Genomic DNA, 26,150 nt, shown 5'->3' with positions numbered 1-26,150 from the left:
TCTACGCTAAATAAATAATAAAATTTGGAAGAAATCATCATGACCGATTTTATCGATATATTGACACATGGACGTCGTTTAAAAGCGCAAACAAAAGAGTTATCTGTTGCAGAGTTACAGGATGTAGCCACTAAGCTAGAAAAAATTATTGCGGATCGAGAAATCGAAGAAGCCGCTAACTTAGAAGCTCAGAAAGAGCGTTTGGCGAAAATAGAAGCGATACGTCAACAAATGGAAGAAATTGGTCTGTCAGTTGAAGATCTCGAAGGCAAAGTCGTTGCCAACACGCCTAAAAAGAAAAGAGCGCCAAGACCCGCCAAATACGCCATTGAGGTTAACGGCGAGCGCGTAACTTGGACTGGCCAAGGTCGTACTCCTAACGTATTTAAAGAGCAACTGGACGCCGGTAAATCGTTAGACGACTTTTTAATCTAAGCATTACTAAAGAAAACTCTTTGTTCAAAAATAACATTGATCTAAAAAAGACGCTCATTAACCTATGTTAATGAGCGTCTTTGAGGTTGGTTTATGTGAGGCCTTTTATAGGCTTATCTCATTGTGATGGCTAATCAAGCACAGGTAGATAACTCAATACTCTCTTGTCTCTAGCAATAGTGTCCTCAATCAACTGAGGAACTGGTACTCGATTCAATGTATACGTCATTAATCCTGGCGAGTTTTGCTTCAAATCTTCCAATTGTTTAATTTGGTTGATCAAGTTCAGTGCAAGCGTATTTTCCGCTGTTGCTGCGTATACTTTACCGTTAACTTGTACTGTCGCAACAGAATCAACATATGAATTGTCTAAGTGGATTCCGACGAATTCTCGCCATACTCGAGCTTTTTCCTCACCCACAGTATCACTGTCAACTGATGCCAATTGAACTTGCTTCAATACCATTTTAAGCAGATTAGTTTTACCTTTCATTTCATAGGCATTTACAGGGAAACCAAAATAGCGTCCCAATGCTGTTTGATAATCAGGTAAAGCTTCAATTTCTTGGTCTGCATAATCAACATCAGCTTTAAAGTACTTACTACCATCTTTGTAGTACTTGTTATTAACATCGCCACAAGGACTTGTGAATGCTGTGCTATTAACTAAAGACTGCAATTGGGGATGAGTAATACCAAAGTTAAGAGTATCAATATTCTCACCGAGCTCATATTGAGCAGTTGCACCCATAGTCATTCGACAAAGCATGTTCTTAAATTGATACGCCACTTTAGGGTCATCCACCAATGCATAGTTAGTACGACTAGTAGTACGACGATTAGTAGTTCGCGTAACCAAGTTACGAACCGCCAACAACTTATCTGGCCACATACCTAAAACATCACGTTCGTTCACGTACGGATGATTTGGATTAGACTCTGGAGCTTTCACACCGTTTAACAGTCGACCATTATTAAACGTCATGTCAACGTCTGTCTTATCTGCAAACTCAGCTTTCAAATTACTTTTTACCAAGAGTTCAGCTAATATCGCTTTTTGTGAGTCACTCTCTAAGTTTGTTACCAATTCTCCTGGCGCAAATCCTTTATCTAAGTTCGAGCCATTTAACCGATACATCTTATTAATAACTTCTTCCAGCGAGTAGGTATTAGTAAACAAGTAGGTGCCTGCGTCCACATGAACATCATTACCTAAATTATCTTTATAGTCGACACGATCATTGGTCGTATAGCGAACAGTAATGTATGCATCCCCTAAACCAGCAGCTTTTAGGAAAGTATCCGCTGCTAAGTCAACTGCACGCTTTGATGCACAGAACCAATACTCTGGACGAGAGTCGCACATCTGCCAAAGTTCAGCATGACTCAAATCAAACAAGTTACTAACAGAGCTCGTGTCTTCAACAAACTGGCGAATGTTGTTAAAAGTTCTCATACGATTAAGAGTGTAGTTAAACACGTGATCTTCAAACAGGGTTTGACGACCATAACGAGTATTTTGAGTGTAGTAGCTGTCGTTATAGGCATCTACATAGGTTTTCTCAATGTCTTCGTTAGTAACACCGGCGTCAAAACGGTTACAGTTAGAGTTAAGGCTCACGTGACCATCGGTACAGTAACCGAAGCGACGTAGGTTGTTATCTCGCGCTACGTTGTATAACGCACCGAATTGAGTTTCACCGTTTAAGATACCCGCCGCAAGCTCTTGACGACGCTTTTGGTCTTGGTCTTTTAATGACACCAACTGACCGTCTTGAGTTTCAACTTTACGAGCGTAACCGAAACGTAATGCCGCTAAGTCATAAGCTTCGAATGTAGTAGCAAAACGGTCTAGGTTGTAGTCCATTTGGCTAGAGAAGTCTGCTTTAGCTGTTACATCAGGGTAACCCGCTGCAGCAAAGGCTTTGTCTAATTGAGCCAACTCGTCTTCGTTAAAGAAGTTGTCCATATCACGGCTACCGGCAAAGTTATGGCGTAAACCAAAGTTATGACCAAGTTCGTGAGTCAAGGTACCACTGAAGGCTTGTGCCGCTAGCTTAGTGACTAAGTCTTGTTGGAAATCAACAGGCATCTCTTTGATGTCTTTAAGTTTTCCACCAACTACACCGTCTACCCAGAAGTTAGCATCAGTCCAATCGATTTGGTGATCTTGCAAACCCTTAGGTAATTCACGCAAGGCTCCACCGGCTAGGCCATAAGCAGTATCAACGGTCATTACGTTATGCTCGTGGAAGAACTCTTGAATTTTCTCATTGTCAGCAAACAACTTCTCGAGAGATGATGAGTCTTCATCAAGCATGCTTGGTAAGGTCGCCGCTGGCAATTCTTTACCTTCATTCTGCATTGGTTGAGCAAGCATGTCATCGCCATTGTTATTTTGCGCTTTAGCTGCCGCAACGGTTGCTGGACGGTTTTGTGCAGCAGTTTCTGCAAGCTTAACGGCTTCAGGCGACGCAGTGTAAGGAACACCTGTTAATGCTTCAACCGATTGTGGGTCAAGCATGCCGCGGTTGTAGTCTAATTGCACTCGACGGTAGTAACGCACCGCACCTTGCTCAAGGTTAGCGCTGTATTGGTCTACACGGCCAGATACAATTTCACCGGTTAGCGGGTTAGCTGCAGATGGGCCGTAGCCTGCTAAACCATTATCTAGAGGCTCATCAAATAAAGTGATGTTGCTGTAACGAAGGTCACCGTGACGCTTGTCATTAGCTTGCTCAAGCTTAATGGTTGGTAAACCGGTTTGAGCCCACTCATTTTGAGCATTAATCAAAGCTACACTTTGCTTAGCTGCATCTAAGAAAGGCAAGTTCTTTGCTTCATAGAAGTTATTACTTAAGTAATAAGTAATGCTGTCTTGCTTAGGATTAAAGCGCTCTAGGTATGAACGAACAAAGCCATCACTGTCAGCAGCATTGTTACCATCGCGGTAGCTGTGTTGTTTACGGAAGAAGCCAAACGTACCGTTTTCGTCTTCTGAGTAAGGAATTTCTACGTAGTTGTCAGACGCCAATTGGTCTAGCGCTACTATTGAGATGTATTCAGTAGTAGTGAACGACAAGTTGTCAACGCTACCGTTATAGAACTTACCGAAACAGCTTGGCGTGGCTTGATAAGTGTGCTCAATTTCAAAGTTGATAACACCCTTTTCAAGATCCATTTCATAACCTTTCCAGTTACCGTCTTGAACTAAGCGAGGTGCTTCAGTTTCAGAGGTACACTGCATAAAGGTAATTAAATCGGTGAAGCTTTCTTCAGCGATTTTAGTTTGCTCGAACTGAGGAATGAAATAGCTTTTTTGATCCCAAGTAACGTCGCGATCATTCACTTCTTCTTCACGGTTAGTACACTCACCCCAGTTATCTTTAGAACACTGATAATCAACGTATTGACCTGGAATGGTTAATACTGGAGCCATGTTGTACTCGTTGTCATAACGAGAATCATGATTCAAACCAATGTTGTCGCTATCAAGCTGACGAACTTGAATGCCGTTTTGAGTCATGCGAAGGGTAACGACTTTCTCGTTCCCTTGTAAGAAGCCTTTAAGTGCCGCGGCATAGCGAGGTGTCTCACCAACACTGCGAATCATTAGGAATTTACGCTCCGGATCTTTTACTGCTATTTCCCCGGTAGTCGTTGTGGTTACACCCGTAGCAGAAGCATCTGCAGGGGTAGTAGTCGCACTTTGAAAGTCCGCAACAGAGATCATTTTCTCGTCGCGCTTAACTTCCTTATACGGCTCGTCGACGCCACAACCCGCTAGTACAAACGTACCGACGGCTGCGACTAAAAGAGTTCGTTTAAACATAGTTACCTCTGGTTACGTTGATTCTATAAATATTTGGTCAAAGACACATAAAAGACGGAGCTACGCTCGTCAAAAAATTCGAATCCTTTCGATGGTCCCACTTCTGGGTTATAAAGCTGTCCACTGTTGTTGTGGCCTACCGCTACCGTCCACGACGGTGCAAATGACCAACCAATTTCTTCACCTACGGTAAACACCTTTTTAGTGCGGCCAGTGTTGTATTCCTTAGCCATGCGGTATGAACCGTTGATGTCGAGATACCAGTTTTTGGCAAACTGCCAGGTTCCATCACCCAGTAAGTCCACCTGATGTTGTGTAAAACGTTCGCCGTAACGACCCGTTTCATATTTGTAAAAGTTGTAACGATAACGCGGTGAAAAATAAAAGCTTAAGCTATTGCTCGGACGATAGAACAAGTAGCCAGCAAGCCTTGGTGCTGCATACAGCTTGTTCTTACGGCTGGTGTGGCTGGTTGGCAAGAAAACACCACCACTAACCACATAACTCCAATCGTCACTGATTTTGTAGTACGGAGTACGGTATTCAAGTAGCGCATCGTAGTAGTAACTTTGATTATGATGCGTTTCTACTTCTCCGCCCAATGACAAACGAACCGAACCCCAATCATCGCTATAACCGATACGGCCATTTAACGCCACCGCCTGATACGAACTAGGCTCAGAGCGTTTGTAGGCATTGCTCGCCGCCTGTAGTCCTAAGTATCCAGACCATGGTGACGGTGTGGTGTCTGCTTGATCGATGGCGTCTGCTACGTTCTCGTTCACTGCGAATGCCGGTGCACTCAAGGCCAATGCCACCGCTACCGCACTCAGCTTGGTAACGATGTTAGCGTAGCCTTTAGCTCGACCTGCTGCGCTTACATTTGATGACTTATAATAAGGCATATTGGCACCTTTGATTAATTGTTGATTGCTTTTCATGAACAGCGTTGACGCTGAATCAATGATTGTTATCTATTGATAGTTAGAGTATTGCTAAAAACGGCTAACGCATATGTGTTGTTCGTGGCTTGATTTGTGTTTAGAACAAATAACACGATTACACACTGATAACCAGCGATTAACAACCTTTAAGTATAGGCGTTAGCTTGGGCAGCCTTTGATGGGCTTAATCCAGCTAAGGAGAATGGAATGAATCGCTGCTTGCGATTGATTTGGGTGAAGGCGAGCAAACACTCGACCACCATAATGAATGCATAAGGTTAGAATAAGCGAGAGGCTTACTAACAAAAATAATGAGTTAGAACCAATGTCTTGACTCTCTTCAAACAGGCCGGCTTTAGTCCACTCCAAGCTCTTGTCGTAGGGTAACGAGTCAGAATTGTCAGCCACTTGCTCAGCCAGCTTTGCTGTGCTTGGCATGTTGGCAATCACACTCTCGGCGCTATTAACTTTGGCGTCTTCGGTTGTAGCGCCTTCAATACTCGCTTGGTTATTCGCTTGCGCACTGGCCAATTGCATCAGCGCAACCGCGCTAAGCAATAACACCATTTTGGCAAAATTAATAACGTTACGATAAGGCATAAAAAGTGTATTTTCCCGACTGTTACTGCATAGGTATTCAACAAAAGTAACTACGAAACTAGCTAAAACAGCGCCACCATTCAATACTCAAATGAAGGGCAAACCATTAAAATGAGAGTTACCCCGTTAAAACACACAAACTATTTTAAGAATCACACAAAGCATTTTTTACGCACTGCTGATACACTGTGAAGCAATAACAAATAGCAAGGACTGAGCCATGACTTCAGTGCCAAAACTCATCAGCGCACTCGCCCTATTGAGCCTAAGCGGCTGTGCGGGTTATACATTTAATACCAATCTTGATGCCGACAACTTTAAGGAATATTACAAAGCTGGAGAGGTTCAAGTCTATAAAGACGACAGCGAAGCGCCCAAGAACCATGTCGTTCTAGGCTTGGTAGAAGGGACATCGTGTCAAGACAATGATGACTTGCCGCCTTCTAACGAAGCCGACGCTCGAACCGACATGCGGCGCGCTGCTGCTGACTTAAATGCCAATGGCGTTATCAGTCACACCTGCATACAACAATCTTCCAACAGCTGCCTCACCGAAACCATTTGTTACGGTCAAGCCATATACAGTGAGTACGATGACTCAGACCTACCCCATTGAGCCAATCGCGGTTTGCACCACACCTTATTCGCAAAAGTTTGCTGTGCCTCGTCAACCTGGGTTAGTGACTGCCGCTAACGGGGTGATAGAGTTGCTTGAAGGTTATAACAATCCAGATTTAGTTCGAGGCATCGAACAGTACAGTCATCTCTGGCTCACATTTGTCTTTGATAAAACCCTCGAACAGGGCTGGCGTCCAACCATTCGTCCTCCGCGACTTGGGGGGAATCAGCGCATTGGAGTGCTCGCCAGTCGCTCTCCCTTTCGGCCCAATGGCCTTGGCCAGTCAGTGGTCAAACTAGAAAAGGTCGAAATCAGTGGCACGAATGTAAAACTGCACATATCAGGGATGGATTTAGTCAACCAAACCCCGGTTATTGATATAAAACCCTACATCCCCTATTCCGATGCAGTTGCGTCAGCTACGGCGGGCATGGCCCAACAAAAACCAACCCTCGTTAAGGTAGAGTTTAGCTCTGAAGTAAACGAGCAAATGGCTTTGCTCAATAGCAGTGATTACCCGCAATTGCCTTTGCTTATCAAACAAATTATTGAGCAAGATCCGCGACCAGCTTATAAAAAAGGTCAGACTGACCAAAAAATCTACACCATGACCCTATTCGACCTTGAGATAAGTTGGCGCTATCACAATGAATGTGCGAAAGTTACATTAATTACAAAATCGTAACAGTTATTGGATATAGGAAGATCCCATGCGCCTATCTCAATGTGCATTACTCGTTGCCGCCAGCCTGAGCGTATTTCCGGCCACCGCTCAAAAAAGTGAAATTGTTCAGGGTCAAAAAGGCACCATCACCGAAGTCGGTGATGTACTTCAAATTGCCCTGCCTGCGGGCGCCTTGGTTGGCAGTCTCTGGATTGGCGATAAAGAAGGCGCTTGGCAGCTCACTAAAGGCGTGGCAACCACCGTTGTCGCAACCCATTCCCTAAAACTCGGTTTTGGTAAGTTACGGCCTGATGCCAGTACCCATAACTCGTTTCCATCGGGACACACGTCTGCCGCATTCTCTGGCGCCGCATTTTTGCATCATCGCTATGGCAATGCCTGGGCAATTCCAGCTTATGGCGCGGCGTCGTTTGTTGGTGCCAGTCGACTGTATGCCAATCGCCATTATTTGGATGACGTCATTTCTGGCGCCAGTATAGCCGTATTTAGTTCCTTGTACTGGACCAGTCCCTATGCAAGCAACGAGGTTGTGGTGACCCCAAGCGTTGCAAGTGATCGAGTGGCGGTGAATTTCAGTTACGCTTTAGGTGCGGCGACGGCAGCAACAACGGTCACTCAGGCGCAACCCAGTGACTTTGATTATCGCTACGAGTTAGTGCTTGGCGGCGCCCGCACTAAGCACAATTGGGTTAATTACAATTCTAATCAGCAATTTGGTTTGCACCAGTTTGATCAAAAAGAAGAGCCGTCGACCTTTGCTTCTGCAATGTTTACCATGGGTCTTCAAGAAAGCCATCAGCTTCTGTTTAACCTGACCCCGTTTGAAGGACGAGATAGCACTAAGTTAACAGCACCGATTCAATTTGGTGATGTCAGCTACGACGCCGGCGACGAGGTTATTTCGGCGTATCGGTTGTGGGGCTTAAGTGCTGATTACAACTACCGTTTTAACAAAAACAGTGACTGGATCACCGAGGCCGGTGTGGGTGCATTGGTACAGTACCAGCGCATTGAATTAGACCAATACGAAGGTGGCAAACTGTCCTCTAAAGGACAGTGGTTACTGTGGCCAGTGGTTAACGCCACCTTAGGCTATCGCTTTAACGACGATATTAGCTTGAGCGTAAACGGTCGCTATTCAAAGTTGGGCAGTGACGATTACAGTGAAGTAATGTCTCGCGTGAATTATCAAATAAACCCACAGTGGAATGCGGCACTCAACTACGGTTATTATCAACATCAATATGAAAAGAGTGAGCTGGCCAACAAAGTAGCTTACGACGTTATTGGCTTAACCTTAGGTTACAGTTTTTAGTGCAGTTAACTGAGCAAGACTATCAAGCGCAGCACAAGCGCCGTTTAAGCTACATGCCTTGGCTTTACTTTTCGTTAAAGCCAAAACTTAAAGCTTGGGCTGTCCCTTGGCAACAGCAGTTGCAACAACGCTTAATGGCACTGGAAACGGTAACCATTCAAAACGACTGCTTCATCGCGCCAGATGCGCAACTGTTTGCAGAGCCCGGTCGCACGATAGCTATTCAAAGCAGTAGCTTTATTGCCGCTAACTGCGTGTTGCATGGCCCCATTACTATTGGCTCGGAGGTGGCGATAAACCACGGTTGCACCATAGATGGTGGGCGACAAGGGGTTACCATTGGTGACAAAACCCGAATCGCAGCAGGATGTTACATCTACGCCTTTAATCACGGCATGGCGCCTGATGATGACATCTATCGACAACCGGTCGTAAGCTTAGGAATTCATATCGGTAGCGATGTTTGGATTGGAGCAAACGTTGGCATTAGAGACGGCGTTAACATTGGCAATCATGCCATTGTTGGTATGGGCGCGCAGGTGTGTCACGACGTTCCCGAGTATGCCATTGTTGCTGGTAACCCCGCTCGAGTTATCGGTGACCGACGCGATAAAGCCAGAGCCGGATTAAAAAAGGCGACATAACTCCTGCTTCACAACAAACCACAAGATAGCAGTAGCCGATGATTTAGAGTTGCTGCTACAATATTCCCTTTTATACTTTTTATTATTACGGAATGGGCAATGCGCACTAGCCACTACCTACTATCGACGTTAAAAGAAACCCCATCTGACGCAGAAATCGTCAGTCACCAACTCATGCTGCGTGCTGGCATGGTTCGCCGCTTAGCATCCGGCCTATACACTTGGTTGCCCACTGGCTTACGTGTGCTGAGAAAAGTAGAAGCCATTGTTCGCGAAGAAATGAACCGAGCGGGCGCGGTGGAAACCTTAATGCCACTGGTTCAACCTGGTGATTTATGGCACGAAACCGAACGTTGGGATCAATTCGGTCCAGAGTTACTGCGCATCAAAGACCGTCATCACCGCGAATTCGTGTTAGGACCTACTCACGAAGAGGTCATTACCGAACTTGCGCGTAAAGAAATTGCCTCCTACAAACAGTTGCCGCTTAATTTGTATCAAGTACAAACCAAATTCCGTGATGAAGTACGCCCACGTTTTGGGGTAATGCGTGCTCGCGAATTCCTAATGAAAGACGCCTACTCGTTTCACATTAACCAAGATTGTATGGACAAGACCTATCAAACCATGTTCGATGCCTATTGCCGCATCTTTGAACGCATGGATTTGGAATTCCGCCCAGTCTTGGCCGACAGCGGCTCCATTGGCGGCAGTTTAAGCCATGAGTTCCACGTATTGGCGCAAAGCGGTGAAGATTTGATTGCTTACGCCGACGGTGGTGACTACGCCGCTAACATTGAGCGTGCTGAAGCACCTTTGCCAACTCACACTCGTGCAAATGCAGCCGCTGACATGCATAAAGTAGCCACACCCAATGCTAAAACCATCGACGAGCTCGTCAGCCAGTTTGATGTTGCTATTGAACACACCATCAAAACCTTAATCGTTAAAGCCAGCGACGACGCCGATGCTGAGTTTGTTGCATTGTTAGTCCGTGGCGATCACGAGCTAAACGAAGTTAAAGCAGAGAAGCACCCGCTCGTGGCCGCGCCTTTAGAGTTTGCAACCGATGAGCAGATTAAAACCGTCACCGGAGCTTACCCTGGCTCTCTCGGGCCTGTTGCTCTTGAAATACCGGTTATCGCTGACCACTGGGTGGCGGTAATGTCTGACTTTGCCGCCGGCGCCAACGAAGACGGTCAGCATCTCTTTGGCATCAATTGGGAGCGTGATTTGCCACTTCCAGAAACCATGGATCTGCGCAACATTTTAGAAGGTGAGCAATCTCCTGACGGCAACGGTACCATTGCCATGGCGCGTGGTATCGAAGTGGGTCATATTTTCCAATTAGGCACCAAGTACTCAGAAGCAATGAACGCCACCGTGCTAGATGAAAATGGTAAGGCTCAAACCCTGACCATGGGGTGTTACGGTGTCGGTGTCTCTCGCATTGTAGCTGCAGCCATCGAGCAAAATCACGACGATCGCGGCATTATTTGGCCACAAGCCATTGCGCCGTTCTCTGTTGTTATCATTCCAATGAACATGCATAAATCTGAGCGGGTGCAACAGGCCGCTAACGATCTTTATGACAGCCTAACTGCAGCGGGTGTCGAAGTGCTGTTTGACGACCGTAAGGAACGTCCAGGGGTGATGTTCAACGACATGGAATTAATCGGTATTCCTCATACGGTTGTTATTGGCGACCGCAGTCTAGAAAAAGGCGTGGTGGAATACAAAAACCGTCAAGACGGTAATAAAGTAGAGATGAGCCTCGATGAGGTAATAGCTAAGTTTATTGGCTAACTCACCTCGTTTAAGCCTTATCACAAACTAAAAATAAGGCCAATGACACAGTCATTGGCCTTATTTTATTTACACCTTAAGGTGTTTGTTGACCGGTAAGTCGCGAATGCGAACCCCACTGGCATGATAAATGGCGTTAGTGATTGATGGTATTATCGGTGGAACCCCTGGCTCACCAACACCGCCTGGGGCGTGGTCAGACTCTAGGATATGGACAAACATTTTTGGCACTTGATGCATGCGGGTAACCGGACCATTATGGAAATTACTTTGTACAACGGCACCGTCCTTAACGTCAATTTCGCCCATTAAGGTAATAGAAAGGCCAAACACCATTGCCCCCTCCATTTGCGCGCGAACCCTATCCGGTGTAACGGCAACGCCAATATCAACAGCAGTGTGCATTTCTAACACGGTGACTTTGTCGTCTTGCACAGACACCTTGGTTGCTGCGGCTACGTAGGATCCGAAACTTCTTAAAAAGCCGATGCCCCATCCTTGCCCCTGTGGCAATTTATCGTTGACCTGAGCTTTGTCAGAAATCAATTTGATGAGCTGCTTCATGCGCGCAATATCAATGGGATGAGTATCCCACGGCATGGAGTAATTACTGTACTTAAACCCTTGCGGACGGGGATCTTCAAACCGATCGTCACCCAGCAGCTTTAACCACATGTCTGTGGTTGTAACCTTAGCTTTTACCGCCAACTCGTCCACAAAACTTCCGAGCGCAAAGCCATTATTAATACAAGCCACGGAACGAACCCAACCGGTACGAATGTGAGTGTCCACTTTATGGGTTTCAAAGCTCGCATTGTTAAAGGCAAACGGCGTATCACCAAAGCCAACGGACAAATCACCGGCACTGGGTCTATCGGTTTTATCATTAAAAATCCAGCCAATCGGCGGATAGGCTACCCTTTGAATCCAATAGTCAGCGCCATTATCATCGGTAAGTTGCGCCTTCATGTAGTTGGCAGAAATAGAGTGATAAAAGCCATGCTGCATATCGTCTTCTCGACTCCAAACCACTTTAACCGGTTTATTAAGCTTCATGGCGAGCTCAACGGATTCGAGAATAAAATCGGCTTTTGATTTTCGTCCAAACGCCCCGCCCATCAGAGTCATGGTTAAGCGCACTTGGCCGGCTTGCTCATCACTTAACCCAAGCTCTGCAAGCACCTGACGTTGGGCCCATTGTGGATGCTGAGTACCGGCCCAAACCTCAGCTTGGATGTCGGCGCCCTGTCCGCTGATGCGTGCGGTAGCACAGGGAGTTTCCATGGGCGAATGATTGATGTAGGGAACGCTGTAGGTGGCTTCTAAGGTTTTTTCTTGATCGTATTCATGCTGATACACCTCACCTAACTTACGGATATTGATGCCCTTTTGATTCACTAACGTTTTTAGGTGTTGCAGGTATTCGTCGGATTGATGCTGTTGATTGTCGTCGTTGTCCCACTTAACCTTCAGCACAGAGCGAGCTTTAAGCGCAGCATAGGTATTGGTTGCAATCACCGCCACCCCACCAAGCGGATTGGTCGCTACAGGATATCCACGATGCTTTAGAGTAACGATATCGACCACACCCGCCACCTTTCGCGCCGCTGAATCGTCGATTGCTTTTACTTTTCCCCCCACAACCGGTGGGCGCACAATACTGGCAATCAACATATCATCAAGATAAATATCCTGTGCATATACTGCTTTGCCTGCAACAATGTCATCTAAATCAAACAGCTTGACTTCTTTACCTATCAGTCGAAAATCGGCAGCAGCCTTTAAGGTAATTTGCTCAGGCTGTGGTTGAGCCAACAAAGACGCTGCTTGAGCCAGCTCGCCAAAATCTGCACTCAAACCATTGGGCCCAAGAATTTTGTGCTCACTGGCGCGCACTTGCTCTGTGCTCACCTGCCAACGCTGAGCCGCCGCTTGCTCTAGCATCAGTCGTGCAGCCGCACCAAGCCGTCGCAGTTCATTAAAATGGCTGCGGATGGAGGTGGAGCCAGCGGTTCCCTGTGCACCATAACGCTTATCTGCCAACCCTTGGCGCATCGTCACCCGTTGCCAGTCTGCTTCCAATTCTTCTGCAATAATTTGCGGTACTGAGGTACGGATCCCTTGCCCCATCTCGGCTCTGTGACAAACAATTTCTGTGGTGCCGTCTTTGCTAATACTCACAAACACGTTGAGTTCATGCAGCTCAGTATCTGAACGCTCAGCAGCGTTGGCTAAGGTCGCAAACCCAGGAATGGTACAGCCCAGTACCAGTGCAGAGCTTGAAAGCCCTAGCCCTTTCAAAAATTGTCGACGAGAAACATTTGTCACCGACAATGGCTTATTCAACACTTGCTCGGGATAGTAACTCATGCCTTACCCTCCTTGATGAGCGTTGCTGCATGCCCAATTGCCTTTTTGATGCGAATATAAGTTCCACAGCGACAAATGTTACCTTGCATGGCGTTATCTATGTCTGTTTCTGATGGATTCGGATTGTCATTCAGCAATGCCACCGCGGACATCATCTGGCCCGATTGGCAATAACCGCACTGAGGCACTTTATAAGTTCGCCACGCAATTTGAACCGCGTGGTCGGCCTCGGGGTGCAAGCCTTCGATGGTGGTAATGGACTTATCTTTAGCAAGTTTCACCGAGGTAATGCAGCTACGAACCGGCTTACCATCAAGATGTACTGTACATGCGCCGCATTGTCCGGCGCCACAACCAAACTTGGTTCCAGTCAATTTTAATTCATCTCTCAGGGCATACAACAACGGCATGTCTTCATCAACATCAATGTCTCGCACCTTGTTATTTACGGTTAACTTAGTCATAGATTTCCTCGGGCTAAATTAGAATAGTTGTCTAGTTGCTGGCGAGTATCGACATCAAACCCAGCGTTAATAATGTCAGTATCCACTCTTAACTGAGCGTATTTTTGCAATAGCGATTTAGCACCCTTGCGGCCATGCAGGCTCATGAGTTCAGAGAAAAAGCGCTTTGGAAAAATCACTGGTGGCGATATACCTTGCTCCGATTTGCAGCAATGAATGCTTGTTGGAGCACGGTGTAGCGCATCAAATAATTGCCGATAATCCCTGAGATTGAGTTGATGCTGGTCCGCTAATACCAACATCACATGTGAGCTGCTTGGATCTAATTGAGCCACACCATCCGCTATGGTATGCGACAATCCCTGAGCAAAGTTTTCACTCATAATCACTTCATAACGTTGGTGTAAATGCTGACGAATGGCCTCATGGTAATGACCCAGCACAACTTTAAGATTAGAAAACGGACTTGCGTCGAGTTGCGCCACTGAGTGCTCTATTAGGCTCATATCGTACTTTGGATGTTTCGCTAACAGCTTAATACCATTAAAGCGACGACTCGCGCCCGCGGCCAACACTAGGGTTTCACATCGCATGGGCAAGTCTCAGGGACGGCGTTATAGCGGTTTTGCCAGACAGCACCCCTTGCACCTGTGCCAGAATGGACAAGGCAATGGTTTCCGGTAAGTCCCCACCAATATCAAGACCAACGGGGTTACTCAGCGCCACGGGTAATTCTGCCAAGTCGACATTGAACTCGTTAACCAAACGCTCGGTTCGATGCGAAGGCCCTAATAGACCAATAAACTGGCCTTGAAAGCGAGTGAGTTGCTGCAGCGCATCTGCGTCAAGCTGCAAATGATGATGCATAACAACCGCTGCGTTAACATGGGACCACCAGCTTTGCTCTGGTAGCTGCGCCATGGGCACCTTGAGCAGTTGCGCTTTGGCAAACTGCTTTGTTCTTGACGCGCTAACTCGAGTATCGTTGATAACAACTCGCCACCCTAATTCCAGTGCCATTCGAGCCAAAGGAACCGCGTCTAGTCCAGCACCTAATATCAGCAATAAGGGCGCAGGTAATATGTGGTGTTGAAATTGATTCGACGCACTTTTGTTGTTGTCGTCATATTGAGACAAGGGTTGAACGCTATTATGAGGCTGCTCTAAGACTAAAGACTGTTGATACAAGACCGCCACATTGTCGCTTAAACAATCTAGCAACCGAGTCAAGTCTAGGTAGTTATTGTCAGCAGTTATGGGCTGCAGCAACAGTTTTACCATACCGCCACAACCTATGCCCAACTGCCAAGCAAAGTCCCCTTCTTGACGCATGTCGTATTGGACGATTATGCTTTGTCCCGTGTCCCAGCAACGACGGGCGTTGCGCATAACATCAGACTCTAAACAGCCGCCACTAATTAGGCCAAAGTGCTGACCCATGCTATTGATGAGCATCATGGCCCCAGGTTTTCGATAGCTAGAGCCTTGGGTCTCAATTACCGTTGCCAACACCCACTGAAATTCATCCTTTTGCGTTTGCCAACGCTGAAGCATGCTCTCGACTCGATTTCCCATCAGACTTATCAACCATGATTAACATGTCGATAACATACCACAATACAAAACTAATGTAGTATGAAAAAGCCTCTATGCCATCTTGATTTTGCTTGGGCATGGTTTAACAATAACCACATGTGTACGCTAGGGAGAGCCATCAATGACGCACAAAATCAGCCGTAAATTATCACTGCAACTTAATCCTCAAGCAGCTAATACGGCCCTTATGCTCGGGGGTGGTGGCGCTCGGGCAGCCTACCAAATTGGGGTTCTTAAAGCCTTAGCAAGCATGTATCCACGCAATCATGGTCTTCCATTCCAAGTGCTTTGCGGCACATCAGCAGGAGCCATTAATGCCGCCTCGTTAGGATGCTATGCCAGTTGCTTTCACCTTGGCGTTCGTAAGCTGGAGTATGTTTGGCGCAATATGCAAACCAGCGACATTTATCGCAGTGCTTGGTGGCCGCTGTTTAAACACCTAGGCGGCATGTGGCTGCGCAACTTTCAACGACAACCGAATATTAAAACCCCCGCAAGCCTCTTCGATAATCAGCCACTTAGGCATTTGTTAGGGCGGGTAGTCGATTTCAAGCGCCTGGATCGCAATATTGAACGCAAAGCGTTAGTGGCGCTGTGCGTCGATACCTCTAGCTACAGTGACAGCCACTCCTATAGTTTTTATCAATCCGCCAGCCAACAGGACTGGCATAGAGCTCGTCGTTGCGGCAAGGCAACGCAATTGCGATACGCGCACCTTATGGCCAGTACCGCAATTCCTTTGGTATTTCCCGCGGTAAAAATTGATCAGGATTACCATGGAGATGGCTCCATTCATCAACTTTCTCCTATCAGCAGTGCCATCCACCTCGGCGCAAGTAAGATATTAATCGTAAATCTCGACAGCCCGCATAAGCCGCAAGCGAAACAGTTTAACGGTGCTCCTGCCACCGCTGATGTTTTGGGGCATCTGTTAGATACCATTTTCTCTGACACACTGAATAGCGATTTAGAGCGATTACATCGAATAAACCATACCTTGAATCAGTTACCCAACGGTCAGTCCACCCAGGGCCTAAAGAATATCGACACCATGGTGATAAAACCCAGTCGAGATTTATCTGAAATGGCATTAGAGCACTATAAAAGCATGCCATTAGCGGTGCGTTTTGTGATGCGATTGGCGGGTATTAGCAAGCACTCTAATTCGAGTTTTATCTCTTACGTATTGTTTGAGCGCAGTTACACTCGACAACTTATCGAATTGGGCGAGCGCGATGCAATGGCGCTTAAAGGGCGACTTAAAGCGTTCTTTCAACGTCCATAATGCAATTTCAGTTATCCCAGGTGAACGTATTTCTCTGCCCGTTCAACTCGCCGAGGTTTACCGACTAACAGTAAAATATCGCCGCTTTGACAGCGCCAGTCCGGGGTGACGTCTTCATGCTCGGTTCGTCCGCGACGAATGCCTCTTAGCTCAACCCTAAACTGCTGAAAATCGAGCTCTGAAACGCTCTTACCAACGGCGGCAGAGCCGGAATTTAAAGCCGTTGCATGCATGTGGTCCAAGGTAAGATCCATAGCGTCGCCAGAAAAGAAGCCGTGCAGATGCCGGTAATGCGCACGTCGTTCTCTCTCTAAGCGCTTGAAAATACGTGAGATAGGGACACCGCATTGATGCAATACCTGCGACACCAACATTAAGCTACCTTCAAGGGATTCCGGCACCACTTGATTAGCCCCTTTTTCGGTGAGCAGATCCATATTTTCATCGTCTCGAGTTCGAACAATGATTTTGACCTTCGGAGCCATGGCACGACATAGGCCCATTAGGTCCTCGATGCCTCGACCGTCACAAAAAGTAATCACCACCATGCGTGCCTGTTGGATGCCGGCTTTTTTAAGCAATGCTCGTTTGCACGCGTCCCCATAGATAATGTTGTCCCCCCCGGCGGTCGCTTCTCTGACGCGAATGGGGTCCAGATCCAAAGCGACGTAATCCACCGCTTCGGTTTTAAGAAATCGAGCGATAACCTGTCCTACCCGCCCATAACCACAAATAACAACGTGTTTATTCATCAGCGCCACGTGGTCAAAGTCATCGCTAATTTGTTCTCGCTTGCTGGCCTGACCCAATATTTTGGTGGCCAGCCATACACTTCGCTTTACCAGCCACGGGGTTAAAGCCATCGATATTACCGCAATGGTTACCAGCGCTGTAGAGATGTTGGTGGTCAGCAAGTCCCCTTGCACTGCCAAGGCTAACACCACAAAACTAAATTCGCCGACTTGCGCCAAACAAAACGCTGCACTTAAGCTGTCTCGCCAACTCTCGCCGGCCAATTTCAGTAAGCACAGCACAACGCCAATTTTTAAAATCAAAATGCACGCTAACGCCAGTAAGATGTAACCTAGGTTTAACCAGACCTGTTGTAAGTCCAATAACATACCAATGGAAATAAAAAACAATCCCATCAATAAGTCCCTAAAGGGCCTAATATCCGCCTCCAGCTGGGCTTTATACTGAGACTCTCCTAACAACATACCGGCAACAAAGGCCCCCAGTGCCATGGATAAACCTAACCATTGGGTTAATACACCGGTCAAAATCGCCACCACTAGGGTGGACAGCACAAACAGCTCATTGGTTTTAGCACGAGCCACTTCATCAAATACCAGTGGCAGCAGAAATTTACCGACGACCATGATGGCCAGCATCGCAGCGCTGCCTTGCAGTACCGCCAAACTGGCTGGAACCAGCTCAAACTCACCGGCTTGAGGGCTTAACAAAGGCAGCAAAATCAACAAAGGGACAACGGCAATGTCTTGGAACAACAGCACCGATACTGAAAGTTCGCCGTGACGCTTATTAAGCCATCCCTGATCATTTAGCATTTGCAATACGATGGCCGTCGACGACAAAGCAATAGCGCCGCCTATTACCACCGATTCCGCTCCGCCAAAGCCAAGGCCTAAGCACAAAAGGCCACTGATACCGGCAGTGACGGTAACTTGCATGGTGCCCACACCAAACACCATTCGTCGCATCGCCCAAAGCCTCGGCCAGGAAAACTCCAATCCTAAGCTAAACATCAGCAACACAATGCCAAGCTCCGCGACCGAGTGCATTTGTTGTTGTGTAAACCAGTGAAATCCCATAGGGCCGGCAATCACACCGGTAACAAGGTAGGCAAGAATAGGTGGCAAGCCGGCACGTTTAAAGACAGCAATGGCAATAATGGCCACCACCAGCATCAATATCAGTTGAATCAGAAATCCGTGTTCCATCGTTTCGATGCACCTTATCCAGCTTGTGCTCTACTTCGAATAATAACCCAGCCTAGTAATCAATCCAATTGAATGATTTTCCACCCCTTTTCATCGTCACTTTGAACAAGGCTTTTTTCAATCCAGTATCCCACCGCAGCAACCAAGCGCTCACCGTAGTATATCAACGGCACCTTAGATCGCATCCACGGTGGTACTTGATGCTCTTGCCACAGTTTTTTCAAGGTTCGACTGTGATGACGATTATGAGGATGACACACGGTTGAACCAGAGGCACCAAAGCGCAGTTGCACCACTTCTGTGGTTGGCATAAGACGCAATCCTTGGTTCGCCTCGGTTAATCGCAATCGCTTACCCCAATAGCTCACTTCGTTATCCAGCGTTAGCGATTGCGCAGCTAGAGTGGGTTGAGTTTGAACAGGCAGAGCATAGGCTTTGTGGGCAAAGCGTCGCACTTGCCATTGGTTAAACTCTACGCACACATTAGCGTCAATGGAGGCATTGAGCAGTTGCGACTGAATTTGCAGCAATTGTTGCTGCGATGGCATAACAGCGCCTCGCTCACCTAGCCAATAGCGCAATAACTGACGTTGTAGCGGCTGCGATTGCTTTGCCCAAGGCTCAATCAACAAGGTGTCATAGGGCCCGCAAAAGGTCGGCCAAAGTCCCTGACACATGTCCTCAATTAATTGACGCTGCTCGCCAATAAGTTCAGCACTGCGACTGGCTGTAGCGCCAATGTGAGGCCAACGTTCGGTTAAACTGGGTATGATGCGATGGCGCAAAAAATTGCGGTCAAAACGGCAATCGCTATTGCTGTCGTCCTCAATGTTTTGCAAGCCGTGCTTTTTGGCATAAAAGTGCAATTGCTCTTTGCTAAAAGGCAGCAGCGGTCTATAAACAAATTGCCCTTCGCTGTGCTTATAAGCGCGAGCAATGCCTGCAAGACCATTAACACCACCTCGCTTAAGACCGAGCAAAACACTTTCAAGCTGATCATCTTGGTGATGTGCGGTTAATACCAAACTCGGAGCGCTTGCATGGGCAAACAATTGTTTATAACGTTGTTCTCTTGCCTGAGCCTCTATGCTGGTGCGACTTTTATCAGGTAACTGTATACGTTCAACGGTGAGATTAAGTTGATTTCGCTTGGCAGAAGCTTGGCAATGCTCAACCCAGTTGTCGGCGTAGTGACTTAAGCCATGGTGAACGTGCAACAGCTGACTGTTGACGCTCGGGTGCGCGTGCTGAAACCGCCCCAACAAATGAGCAAGCACTTCCGAATCCAGCCCACCAGAATAGCCCAACACTATCGAAACGCTGGGGTAGCGCTCACCAAAGCGGCGCTGCAACTCCCGTTGCAGCGCCGCTTCAAATTGCTCATAGGTTAATGGGCCCATTTAGCAATAACCATACCCCATAAGACGCTTGTAACGACGGTCAAGTAAACTGTCAGCGTCTAAATTATCCAGCTCGTTAAGTTGTTTAATTAGGGTCTTTTTCATGCTTTGTGCCATCTCTTCCATGTCTCGATGAGCACCACCAAACGGTTCATCGATGATGTTATCGATCAATCCAAGTTCTAAAATACGGTCTGCGGTAATTCCCATCGCTTCCGCGGCCTGAGGTGCTTTGTCAGCACTTTTCCATAAAATGGATGCGCAGCCTTCCGGTGAAATCACCGAATACGTGGAGTATTGAAGCATATTAACCGTATCACCAACACCAATTGCTAAGGCACCACCGGAGCCCCCTTCACCAACTACGGAGCAAATAACAGGCACTTTAAGACCCGCCATCTCTTTCAGGTTAGTAGCAATCGCTTCACTTTGACCACGCTCTTCAGCACCCACACCCGGATAAGCTCCCGGCGTGTCAATGAAGGTAATAATGGGCATGTTAAAACGCTCGGCCATTTTCATTAACCGTAATGCTTTGCGATACCCTTCCGGACGAGGCATACCAAAATTGCGACGAATTTTTTCTTTAGTGTCGCGGCCTTTTTGATGGCCGATAACCATAACAGGTCGACCATCTAAACGAGCTGTGCCGCCAACAATAGCTTCATCATTGGCATAGGCTCTGTCGCCGCACATTTCATCAAACTCATCGAAGATAAGTCGCAGGTAGTCACCGGTGTAAGGGCGCTGTGGGTGACGAGCTAACTGAGATACTTGCCAAGACTTGAGATCGGCAAATATCTTCTTAGTCAGTTCTTGACGTTTTTGTTCTAAACGATCAATTTCACTGTCCAATTTTACATCTGGGTTTGCTGCAGAGACTTGTTTTAGTTCGTTTATTTTCTCGGCCAGATCAGCAATGGGTTGTTCAAATTCTAAAAAATCTAAGCTCATTATTATGCCTATTCTATTGGGGCTTATAGCCCTTAATACCTAATTCTTACTTGTTCCGAACCGACTAACTTCTCTAATGCTAATAAGCAATCATCGGTTGGATTAATTGTCCATTTGTCCGCTAATCGCAACTGCCCGCTGGCCTGTTCACTATTGTAATTAATAACAACGGGTATCGGACCATCATTGTGTTGCTGTAGCGATTGTGCAAATGCTTCTAAAGTGGATTCCGATAGTGTTGCTTGTTCAAAATCTATTTCTACCGACTTCGCAAATTCACAGCGTGCCTGACTGATATCAACCACGTTTCTGGCGGTCATTCTATTACCACCGGAGAAATCATCAAAGCTGACCTCTCCCTCAATGACTAATACTTTATCTTTTTCTAGCAATTCTTGGAACTTTTCATACGCTTCGGTGAATAACATCACCTCTAATCGACCCGACTTATCATCAATGGTTAATAATCCCATTTTGCTGCCGCGTTTGGTGAGCATCACCCGAGTCGCCACCACCAACCCGGCAGCCTTTACGGTTTTACCCCGCTCTGTCGGATAAATGTCCTTTAATCGACCAGAAGTATAATGCTTTAATTCCGACAGGTATTGATTAATCGGGTGTCCCGTTAAATATAGGCCAAGCGCTTCGCGCTCCCCTTCTAACCAAACTTTATCTGGCCATTTAGGGCAAGCTACAAATTGCTGTCGCTGGTCTTGTGGATCATCATTGAGCAAACCAAACAGGTCGTTTTGACCGCTTTCTTGTGCTTTAGCATGTTGACTTGCAGCAGCAATGGCATCGGGTAACGTGGCCATCAAAGAAGCTCGATGCGCCCCCATTTGATCTAAGGCACCACCAAGCACCAGTTTTTCGATGACGCGCTTGTTAATCTTCTTCAAATCAACTCGAGCACAAAAATCGAAAAGATCTCTAAAGGGCTCATTACCTCTGGCTTCGATGATGTTTTCTACCGGCCCCTCGCCCACACCTTTAATTGCACCAATGCCGTACACAATGTTTTGTTCATCGTCGACCGTGAAGTGGTACATGCCTTTGTTCACATCCGGTGGGATGAGTTTTAATTTCATCCGTTCACACTCATCCACCAGAGTCACAATCTTATCGGTATTATCCATGTCCGCCGACATCACCGCCGCCATAAAATAGGACGGGTAGTGGGTCTTAAGCCACAGCGTTTGATAAGAAACCAGTGCATAGGCTGCCGAGTGCGATTTGTTAAAGCCATACCCGGCGAATTTCTCCACCAAGTCAAAAATTTTCATCGACAACTCGCCATCAACCCCATTGTCGATAGCGCCTTGTTTGAAGGTTCCCCGCTGCTTCTCCATTTCTTCCGGTTTTTTCTTACCCATGGCTCGTCGCAGCATATCGGCGCCGCCGAGGGTGTAGCCAGAAAGTTCCTGAGCAATCTGCATCACCTGCTCTTGGTATAGAATAATTCCGTAGGTCGGTTCAAGAATGGGCTTAAGACTGTCGTGCTGATATTGGGCATCAGGGTACGATACTTCCTCACGGCCGTGTTTGCGATCAATGAAGTTATCCACCATGCCTGATTGCAATGGGCCCGGTCGAAACAAGGCCACCAAAGCGATGATGTCTTCAAAACAATCCGGCTGCAGACGTTTAATTAAGTCCTTCATGCCTCGAGATTCGAGCTGAAACACCGCTGTGGTTTCGTAGCGCTTTAATAAATCGAAAGAGGCTTTGTCTTCCAGCGGAATCGACTCAATGGCAACGGGCGCTTTGCCTTGCTTTTCGAGCACAGGGTTGAGCATGTTTAATGCCCATTGAATGATGGTTAGCGTTCTCAAGCCTAAGAAGTCAAACTTTACCAGCCCTGCGGTTTCTACGTCATTCTTATCAAACTGAGTAACCGGATTGGCACCGCTATCGTCACAATATAAGGGGGCAAAGTCGGTAATTTTAGTCGGTGCAATTACAACCCCACCAGCGTGCTTACCGGCATTACGCGTCACCCCTTCAAGGGTACGACACATATCGATAAGGTCGCGCACCTCCTCGTCGCCATCATAAAGTTCAGGTAACGCGGGTTCAGCTTCAAACGCCTTAGCCAATGTCATGCCAGGATCCGGCGGCACCAGCTTCGAGATGCGGTCCACAAATCCATAGGGATGACCAAGGACACGGCCAACGTCGCGAATCACGGCTTTTGCCGCCATGGTGCCAAAGGTAATGATTTGAGACACCGCATCCCGACCATACAACTCTGCGGTATGATCAATCACTTCGTCACGGCGATCCATGCAAAAATCGACATCAAAGTCCGGCATAGATACCCGTTCAGGGTTTAAGAATCGCTCGAACAGTAAATCGAACTCCAACGGGTCCAAATCGGTAATTTTCAGCGCGTAGGCAACTAACGAACCGGCACCCGAGCCCCGCCCAGGTCCTACCGGAATATCGTTATCTTTCGCCCACTGAATGAACTCCATAACGATTAAGAAGTAGCCTGGAAAACCCATTTGGTTAATCACTTCCAGTTCTACTTCGAGGCGTTTGTCATACTCTGGGCGCTTTTCAAGACGCTGCTCTGGATCTGGGAACAGGAACGATAAGCGTTCTTCCAAGCCCTCTTGCGACACTTTGACGAGGAAGTCTTCAGTGGAGAGGTCACCGGTGGGAAAATTAGGTAGAAAGTATTCGTGCAGCCTAACGGTTGCATTGCAGCGCTTGGCAATTTCAACGCTGTTTTGCAAAGCTTCTGGAATGTCGTCAAACAAGGCACACATTTCGTCTTCAGTACGCAAGTACTGCTGTTCCGAATAGCGCTTCGGTCGTCGAGGATCCGCTAGAGTATACCCATCATGAATCGCCACTCGTATTTCGTGAGCATCAAACTGTTGTGAGTTTAAGAACACCACTTCATTGGTGGCCACGACTGGCAATTGATGGCGACTGGCAAACGCCACCGCTTCGTGCAGGTACTGCTCTTCTTGAGCGCGACCTGTGCGAACCAATTCTACATAGTAGCGGTCGGCGAAATGTTGCTGATAAAAGCTTACTACCTCATCAGCCAAACTTTGATTGCCCTTAAGCAAGGCTTGTCCTAAATCGCCATCTTTCGCGCCAGATAGCAGTATTAAGCCAGAATTGTATTTAGCCAACCATTGTTTATCTATGCACGGACGCCCCTCAACATGACCTCTTTGATAGGCTTCACTGATCAATAATGTCAGATTCTGGTATCCGGTGTTGTTCATCGCCAGCACGGTTAGGCGGCACACCTCGTCGCCAATTTCATCGCTCAGCAAATAAAAGTCGGCACCAAGAATGGGTTTTATACCGGCGGCATGACAGCCCTCGTAAAACTTAACCAAACCACACAAGTTAGTTTGGTCCGTTAGGGCGAGTGCGGGCATACCAAGCTCTTTAACAGCCGCCACCAAAGGCTTAACTTTCGCCAGCCCATCTACCATGGAAAAATCTGAATGCACCCTCAGGTGAACAAACCTTGGTTCGGTCATGATTTATGCCATTCCTAGTACGCGCTTTACCGGTCCAAAGCTTTGGCGATGGCAGGTTAACACTCCGTGTTGAGCCAACGCTTCCAAATGCGCTTTGGTGGGGTATCCTTTATGCTTATCAAACCCATATTGTGGATATTGTTGGTGCAGTTCAAGCATTTCTTGATCCCGTGCAACTTTAGCCAATATCGAGGCGGCGCTGATGCAGGCTTCTTTGCCGTCTCCACCAATGACCGCTTGCGCCGGCATAGGCAGTTGTGGGCAACGATTACCGTCAATTAACACACGCTCAGGACGTTGGGGCAAATTTGCTACCGCTCGCTGCATCGCCAACATGGTCGCGTTCAATATATTGAGTTCATCAATCTCTGCAACCTCGGCTCTGCCGAGGCTCCAACACAGGGCTTTTTCTTTTATTTGTTGCGCCAAGACGATGCGTTTTTTCTCTGAAAGTTTCTTGGAATCATTCAATCCTTCAATGGGTTGATTGGGATCCAAAATTACCGCGGCCGTGACCACCGCACCAACGAGTGGCCCTCTGCCAACTTCGTCAACGCCCGCTATCAATTGAGAACTCATGACGTTCCTTGTTCAATCAAATTTAATACGGCCTCTGCCGCTTTTTCCGAAGCATTTAGGCGCATGCTTAAATGCAACTCGGTAAAGTGTTCAATAATCTCTTGGTTATCGCCACTAAGCAGCTCTGAAACCGCATTAAAAAGGTTCTCAGGGGTGCAGTCATCTTGTATCAATTCGCGCACAATATCGCGATTTGAGGATAAAAGATTGGGCAGCGAATAGCGATCGGTTTGCATTAACGGCTTAGCAATTCGATAGGTTATCGGATTTACCTTATAGCCCACTACCATAGGCTTTTTAAACAACATGGCTTCAAGTGCTGCGGTACCTGAAGCAAGCAAAATAACATCACTCGCCGCCATCACGGTTCTTGATTGCCCATCCACTAAGGTCAGGGGCAGATCTGGTGCAACGTCAGCTTTTATTGTTAGCAATTGCTCGCGTCTGGCGTCATTAACCACAGGCGTTACTAGCTGTACATCCGGATGGCGTTGTAATAATCGCTGAGCGGTAATCAAAAATGGCTCTGCCAACAGTTTTAATTCACTGCCCCGACTGCCCGGCATAATGGCGAGCACGGGTTTGTTAGGATCCAATCCAAGGGATTGGCAAGCTTGACTTTTATCATGCTCAACTGCGATATCGTCAGCTAAGGTGTGTCCGACAAAAGTACAGGGTACCTGATGTTTGTCATAGAAGGATTTTTCGAAGGGCAATAACGACAAAACCAAGTGGGTGGCTTTGGCAATTTTGAAAATGCGTTTGGGGCGCCACGCCCAAACCGACGGGCTCACATACTGCACCGTGGTTACGCCGGCTTGTTTAAGCGATGCTTCCACTCGTAAATTAAAATCCGGTGCATCAATACCGATAAAGGCATCAACTTTTGCGTTGATCACTTTCGAGACTAACTGGCGTTTAATAGACAACAGCCTAGGCAGTCTTGCGAGCACCTCTACCAAGCCCATAACTGATAGCTCTTCCATCGCAAACCAAGAGTCTAGCCCTTGGGCTTGCATTCTTGGTCCGCCAATACCAACAAAGCGCGCCGTAGGATGGCGCGCCTTGATGGATTTAATCAGACCTTCGCCAAGAATGTCTCCTGACGTTTCTCCCGCTACCAATGCGAAAGTCAAAGGCGAGTTGGAGGTCATA

General features: G+C 47.2%; 20 protein-coding genes. 7 read left to right on the top strand and 13 right to left on the bottom strand.

The genetic code is table 11. From position 1 onward, the window contains the following. The first annotated feature begins 39 nt into the window (after nt 1-39). Nucleotides 40-435, top strand: a complete 396-nt coding sequence (locus CLC91_RS11365) for an H-NS histone family protein (RefSeq protein WP_095498886.1) — start codon at nt 40-42, stop codon at nt 433-435. Between the two features lie 130 nt (nt 436-565). Here CLC91_RS11365 and CLC91_RS11360 read toward each other — a convergent pair whose 3' ends face one another. The 3 genes from CLC91_RS11360 to CLC91_RS11350 form a co-directional block, all read right to left on the bottom strand. Further along, nucleotides 566-4,267: a zinc-dependent metalloprotease gene (locus CLC91_RS11360; protein WP_095498885.1), complete on the bottom strand. Its 3,702-nt coding sequence runs from the start codon at nt 4,265-4,267 to the stop codon at nt 566-568. A gap of 23 nt (nt 4,268-4,290) precedes the next feature. After that, nucleotides 4,291-5,172, bottom strand: coding sequence for a hypothetical protein (locus tag CLC91_RS11355; RefSeq protein WP_125828491.1), 882 nt, complete (start codon nt 5,170-5,172; stop codon nt 4,291-4,293). 198 nt (nt 5,173-5,370) lie between these two features. Continuing rightward, on the bottom strand, nt 5,371-5,811 hold the full coding sequence (locus CLC91_RS11350) for a hypothetical protein (protein WP_095498883.1): 441 nt from the start codon (nt 5,809-5,811) through the stop codon (nt 5,371-5,373). A 220-nt stretch (nt 5,812-6,031) separates the two neighbouring features. Here CLC91_RS11350 and rcsF point away from each other — a divergent pair, with 220 nt between their 5' ends. From rcsF to CLC91_RS11325, 5 genes are all read left to right on the top strand, one after another. Beyond that, a complete protein-coding gene (gene rcsF, locus CLC91_RS11345) occupies nt 6,032-6,427 on the top strand; it encodes an Rcs stress response system protein RcsF (RefSeq protein ID WP_095498882.1) in 396 nt (131 codons plus the stop codon). Continuing rightward, nucleotides 6,405-7,115 (top strand): tRNA (N6-threonylcarbamoyladenosine(37)-N6)-methyltransferase TrmO, encoded by a 711-nt coding sequence (gene tsaA, locus CLC91_RS11340; protein ID WP_095498881.1) that lies wholly within the window; start codon nt 6,405-6,407, stop codon nt 7,113-7,115. Before rcsF ends, tsaA begins: the two co-directional genes overlap by 23 nt. A gap of 25 nt (nt 7,116-7,140) precedes the next feature. Further along, on the top strand, nt 7,141-8,430 hold the full coding sequence (locus tag CLC91_RS11335) for a phosphatase PAP2 family protein (RefSeq protein ID WP_095498880.1): 1,290 nt from the start codon (nt 7,141-7,143) through the stop codon (nt 8,428-8,430). Nucleotides 8,431-8,483: 53 nt separating this feature from the next. Next, a complete protein-coding gene (locus tag CLC91_RS11330; RefSeq protein WP_095499002.1) occupies nt 8,484-9,074 on the top strand; it encodes an acyltransferase in 591 nt (196 codons plus the stop codon). Between the two features lie 99 nt (nt 9,075-9,173). Continuing rightward, nucleotides 9,174-10,880, top strand: coding sequence for a proline--tRNA ligase (locus tag CLC91_RS11325; protein ID WP_095498879.1), 1,707 nt, complete (start codon nt 9,174-9,176; stop codon nt 10,878-10,880). Nucleotides 10,881-10,949: 69 nt separating this feature from the next. Here the strand turns inward: CLC91_RS11325 and CLC91_RS11320 are convergent, their stop codons facing one another. From CLC91_RS11320 to CLC91_RS11305, 4 genes are read right to left on the bottom strand one after another with little or no spacing between them, the layout of a single operon-like run. Continuing rightward, nucleotides 10,950-13,250: a xanthine dehydrogenase family protein molybdopterin-binding subunit gene (locus tag CLC91_RS11320; protein ID WP_095500445.1), complete on the bottom strand. Its 2,301-nt coding sequence runs from the start codon at nt 13,248-13,250 to the stop codon at nt 10,950-10,952. Beyond that, the gene (locus CLC91_RS11315) at nt 13,247-13,714 is read right to left on the bottom strand and encodes a (2Fe-2S)-binding protein (RefSeq protein WP_095498877.1); all 468 of its coding nucleotides are present in this window, start codon (nt 13,712-13,714) and stop codon (nt 13,247-13,249) included. Before CLC91_RS11315 ends, CLC91_RS11320 begins: the two co-directional genes overlap by 4 nt. Further along, entirely contained in the window at nt 13,711-14,307 is a 597-nt protein-coding gene (locus CLC91_RS11310) for a nucleotidyltransferase family protein (protein WP_095498876.1), read from the bottom strand. The genes CLC91_RS11315 and CLC91_RS11310 overlap by 4 nt, the downstream gene beginning before the upstream one ends. Continuing rightward, nucleotides 14,297-15,289 (bottom strand): XdhC family protein, encoded by a 993-nt coding sequence (locus CLC91_RS11305; RefSeq protein WP_095500444.1) that lies wholly within the window; start codon nt 15,287-15,289, stop codon nt 14,297-14,299. Before CLC91_RS11305 ends, CLC91_RS11310 begins: the two co-directional genes overlap by 11 nt. Before the next feature lie 142 nt (nt 15,290-15,431). On the opposite strand from CLC91_RS11305, the gene CLC91_RS11300 reads away from it, so the two are divergent. Beyond that, the gene (locus CLC91_RS11300; RefSeq protein WP_095498874.1) at nt 15,432-16,595 is read left to right on the top strand and encodes a patatin-like phospholipase family protein; all 1,164 of its coding nucleotides are present in this window, start codon (nt 15,432-15,434) and stop codon (nt 16,593-16,595) included. 11 nt (nt 16,596-16,606) lie between these two features. On the opposite strand, the gene CLC91_RS11295 is transcribed toward CLC91_RS11300, so the two are convergent. The 6 genes from CLC91_RS11295 to lpxB are packed head-to-tail and all read right to left on the bottom strand — an operon-like array spanning nt 16,607 to nt 26,149. Beyond that, complete coding sequence (locus CLC91_RS11295) at nt 16,607-18,556, bottom strand: monovalent cation:proton antiporter family protein (RefSeq protein ID WP_095500443.1); 1,950 nt, start codon at nt 18,554-18,556, stop codon at nt 16,607-16,609. Nucleotides 18,557-18,615: 59 nt separating this feature from the next. Further along, nucleotides 18,616-19,956, bottom strand: coding sequence for a tRNA lysidine(34) synthetase TilS (gene tilS, locus CLC91_RS11290; protein ID WP_095498872.1), 1,341 nt, complete (start codon nt 19,954-19,956; stop codon nt 18,616-18,618). Beyond that, a complete protein-coding gene (accA, locus tag CLC91_RS11285; RefSeq protein WP_095498871.1) occupies nt 19,957-20,910 on the bottom strand; it encodes an acetyl-CoA carboxylase carboxyl transferase subunit alpha in 954 nt (317 codons plus the stop codon). A 32-nt stretch (nt 20,911-20,942) separates the two neighbouring features. Further along, a complete protein-coding gene (gene dnaE, locus CLC91_RS11280) occupies nt 20,943-24,416 on the bottom strand; it encodes a DNA polymerase III subunit alpha (protein WP_095498870.1) in 3,474 nt (1,157 codons plus the stop codon). A 3-nt stretch (nt 24,417-24,419) separates the two neighbouring features. Further along, nucleotides 24,420-24,995, bottom strand: a complete 576-nt coding sequence (gene rnhB / locus CLC91_RS11275) for a ribonuclease HII (protein WP_095498869.1) — start codon at nt 24,993-24,995, stop codon at nt 24,420-24,422. Next, nucleotides 24,992-26,149 (bottom strand): lipid-A-disaccharide synthase, encoded by a 1,158-nt coding sequence (gene lpxB / locus CLC91_RS11270; RefSeq protein WP_095498868.1) that lies wholly within the window; start codon nt 26,147-26,149, stop codon nt 24,992-24,994. Before lpxB ends, rnhB begins: the two co-directional genes overlap by 4 nt. Between the last annotated feature and the right edge of the window lies 1 nt (nt 26,150).

This window comes from Paraferrimonas haliotis (genome assembly GCF_002282895.1).
In the GTDB taxonomy this organism is placed as follows: Bacteria; Pseudomonadota; Gammaproteobacteria; order Enterobacterales; family Shewanellaceae; genus Paraferrimonas; species Paraferrimonas haliotis.
The sequence above is the reverse complement of the archived record's forward strand: the minus strand, read 5'-3'. Positions and strand labels throughout refer to the sequence as shown.

Excerpts from the sequence above, each read along its gene's own strand:
- CLC91_RS11325 (WP_095498879.1), top strand. The coding sequence starts at position 9,174 with ATGCGCACTAGCCACTACCTACTATCGACGTTAAAAGAAACCCCATCT.
- CLC91_RS11310 (WP_095498876.1), bottom strand. The coding sequence starts at position 14,307 with ATGCGATGTGAAACCCTAGTGTTGGCCGCGGGCGCGAGTCGTCGCTTT.
- rcsF (WP_095498882.1), top strand. The coding sequence starts at position 6,032 with ATGACTTCAGTGCCAAAACTCATCAGCGCACTCGCCCTATTGAGCCTA.
- CLC91_RS11315 (WP_095498877.1), bottom strand. The coding sequence starts at position 13,714 with ATGACTAAGTTAACCGTAAATAACAAGGTGCGAGACATTGATGTTGAT.
- rnhB (WP_095498869.1), bottom strand. The coding sequence starts at position 24,995 with ATGAGTTCTCAATTGATAGCGGGCGTTGACGAAGTTGGCAGAGGGCCA.
- CLC91_RS11320 (WP_095500445.1), bottom strand. The coding sequence starts at position 13,250 with ATGAGTTACTATCCCGAGCAAGTGTTGAATAAGCCATTGTCGGTGACA.
- tsaA (WP_095498881.1), top strand. The coding sequence starts at position 6,405 with ATGACTCAGACCTACCCCATTGAGCCAATCGCGGTTTGCACCACACCT.
- CLC91_RS11300 (WP_095498874.1), top strand. The coding sequence starts at position 15,432 with ATGACGCACAAAATCAGCCGTAAATTATCACTGCAACTTAATCCTCAA.
- CLC91_RS11330 (WP_095499002.1), top strand. The coding sequence starts at position 8,484 with ATGCCTTGGCTTTACTTTTCGTTAAAGCCAAAACTTAAAGCTTGGGCT.
- dnaE (WP_095498870.1), bottom strand. The coding sequence starts at position 24,416 with ATGACCGAACCAAGGTTTGTTCACCTGAGGGTGCATTCAGATTTTTCC.
- CLC91_RS11295 (WP_095500443.1), bottom strand. The coding sequence starts at position 18,556 with ATGGAACACGGATTTCTGATTCAACTGATATTGATGCTGGTGGTGGCC.
- CLC91_RS11305 (WP_095500444.1), bottom strand. The coding sequence starts at position 15,289 with ATGGGAAATCGAGTCGAGAGCATGCTTCAGCGTTGGCAAACGCAAAAG.
- CLC91_RS11355 (WP_125828491.1), bottom strand. The coding sequence starts at position 5,172 with ATGCCTTATTATAAGTCATCAAATGTAAGCGCAGCAGGTCGAGCTAAA.
- CLC91_RS11365 (WP_095498886.1), top strand. The coding sequence starts at position 40 with ATGACCGATTTTATCGATATATTGACACATGGACGTCGTTTAAAAGCG.
- lpxB (WP_095498868.1), bottom strand. The coding sequence starts at position 26,149 with ATGACCTCCAACTCGCCTTTGACTTTCGCATTGGTAGCGGGAGAAACG.
- CLC91_RS11350 (WP_095498883.1), bottom strand. The coding sequence starts at position 5,811 with ATGCCTTATCGTAACGTTATTAATTTTGCCAAAATGGTGTTATTGCTT.
- CLC91_RS11360 (WP_095498885.1), bottom strand. The coding sequence starts at position 4,267 with ATGTTTAAACGAACTCTTTTAGTCGCAGCCGTCGGTACGTTTGTACTA.
- CLC91_RS11335 (WP_095498880.1), top strand. The coding sequence starts at position 7,141 with ATGCGCCTATCTCAATGTGCATTACTCGTTGCCGCCAGCCTGAGCGTA.
- tilS (WP_095498872.1), bottom strand. The coding sequence starts at position 19,956 with ATGGGCCCATTAACCTATGAGCAATTTGAAGCGGCGCTGCAACGGGAG.
- accA (WP_095498871.1), bottom strand. The coding sequence starts at position 20,910 with ATGAGCTTAGATTTTTTAGAATTTGAACAACCCATTGCTGATCTGGCC.